This window comes from Pseudomonas sp. AL03, from assembly GCF_029960815.1.
GTDB lineage: Bacteria > Pseudomonadota > Gammaproteobacteria > Pseudomonadales > Pseudomonadaceae > Aquipseudomonas.
In genome coordinates this window covers 1-2,491 of record NZ_JASBRE010000067.1, presented here as the reverse complement: position 1 = coordinate 2,491, position 2,491 = coordinate 1, and the positions used below count along the sequence as shown (strand labels likewise).

Here is a 2,491-nt window from a genome sequence, read left to right as displayed (position 1 = left end):
GCGAAAAACCCCAACGGCGACAGCGCCGATTCCGCCGATAAAACCGCCACTCACAAATGCCCGGTGTCGATGGTCACCGGCGAAGAACTGCTGACCCTCACCGACGGCTCGCTGGACGGCATCCTGCCGTTCGACTTCACCCGGCTCTATCGCACCAGCGCTGCCGAGATCGACGGCGGCCTCGGTTTCGGCTGGAGTCACAGCCTCGCCCATCGACTGGAAATCGACGGCGACACCGTCGTCTGGATCGACCACGAAAATCGCCGCACCAGCTTCCCGCTACCCAACCGCGAACGCCCGGCGATCCACAACAGCCTCTCGTGCGCGGCGATTTATCTCGGCGATCAACCCGAAGAACTGATCCTCGCCCAGGCCGGTGACGACACGCGGTTCTATCACTTTCAAAACGGCCGACTGACAACCATCAGCGACGCTTACGACAACCGCCTGCGCATCACCCGCGACCGCCAGGACCGGATCAAACGCCTCGACAACGGCGCCGGCCGCGCCTTGCTGTTGCGTTATGACCGCAGCCATCTAGCCGCCGTCGACTATCAGGTTTTTATCCCGGCGCAGACTCTCGATGAGGCCTGGAAAACTGAGCTAACGCTGGTCAGTTATCGCTACGACGAACGCTCACAACTCATCGAAGCGACCAACGCCGCCAACGAAAGCGAGCGCTACGACTACGACGAGCAGCACGTCATCCTGCAGCGGCAGTTGGCCGGTGGGGCGAGTTTCTTCTGGGCGTGGGAAAGGTCCGGCAAGGCGGCCCGATGCATCCGCCACTGGGCGTCGTTTTCACAGATGGACGCGCGTTACGTCTGGGATGACCAGGGCAGTGTCACTGTCCAGAACATCGATGGCAGCGAAGAAGTTTACGTCCACGACGATCGCGCGCGGCTGGTGCGCAAGGTCGAACTGGATGGCGGCGAACACCTCAAGGCCTACGATGACCAGGGGCGGTTGATTGCCGAGCAGGATCCGCTGGGTGCCGTCACTGAATACCATTACGACGAAGTCGGACGGCTGGTCGCGCTGATTCCACCGGAAGACGAACCAACGGCCTACGAGTATCGCAACGGTTTCCTGCACGCGCGGTATCGCGGCAAAGCGGTCTGGACCTATCAGCGCAATGCTCAGGGCGCTATCACCGAAGCGACCGATCCCGACGGCCATGTCAGCCACTACCACTACGACAAAAAAGGCCAGCTGCTGTCGATCCGTTACCCGGACAACAGCCGGCATGTCTTCGTCTGGAGCGCCTTAGGGCAACTGCTCGAAGAGACCTTGCCGGGCGGTGGCCAGCGGCGGTTTTCCTACGATGTGATGGGGCGGCAGATTACCCGTCAGGACGAACACGGCGCCGTCACCCAGTACCAATGGGATGCCGTTGGCCGACTGATCCAGACGACTTTTCCTACCGGTGCCAGCCGCGCGTTCAGCTACAACGCCTACGGCAAGATCACCGCCGAACGTGACGAACTGGGCCGCGTCACGCGTTACGAATACGTCGACGATCTGCACTTGGTCAGCCGTCGAATCAATGTCGACGGCACCCAGCTGAAGTACCGCTACGACAACGCCCAGCTGTTGCTCACGGAAATCGAAAACGAATCCGGCGAAAAATATCAGCTGGACTACACGGCCAACGGCCTGATCCGACAAGAAACAGGATTCGACGGCCAGCGGACGGCGTATGCCTACGACCTCAACGGCCATCTGCTGGAGAAAACCGAGTTCGGTGATGACGACTCGCAGCTGGTGACGGCTTATCAGCGGGACTTTGCAGGGCGATTGCTGGTCAAAACCCTGCCCGACGGCATCAAGGTTGAATACCGCTACGACAGCCTCGGTCGCCTGATCAGCGTCGACGACGGCCACGATCATCCGCTGGAATTCGAGTACGACCAGCAGGACCGCCTGATCACCGAGCATCAGGGCTGGGGCACGTTGCGTTATGGCTACGACGCCTGCGGTCAACTCAATCGCCTGCGCCTGCCGGACGGCAGCAAACTCGATTACCACCACGCCAAGGGTGGTGCGCTGACCGCCATCGACCTCAACGGTGCGCGACTCACCAGCCACCAATTCGCCTTCGGCCGCGAACAGCAACGCCAGCAAGGCCTGTTGCTCAGCGAATATGCCTACGACGATCAGGGCCGCCTGAAGGCCCACGCCGTCAGCCATCAGCAACAAGCGCTGTATCGCCGCGACTATGCCTACAGCGCCAACGGCAACCTCGACAGCATCGCCGACACCCGTCACGGCCAGCGCAGCTATCAGTACGACCCACTCAACCAACTGACCCGCGTGCGCCACACCCGCGACGACCCACCGGAAAACTTCGCCCACGACCCCGCCGGCAACCTGCTGATGCAGGACCGTCCCGGTGCCGCGACCGTCAAAGGCAATCGCCTGCTCATGCAGGGAGACCGCCACTACGACTACGACGCCTTCGGCAACCTGATCCGCGAACGCCGCGGCACCG

1 protein-coding gene is annotated in these 2,491 nt (G+C 61.9%); it reads left to right on the top strand.

The genetic code is table 11. The features are described from left to right. On the top strand, positions 1–2,491 hold a 2,491-nt coding region (locus QK293_RS27610), incomplete at both ends, for a DUF6531 domain-containing protein (protein WP_348775358.1).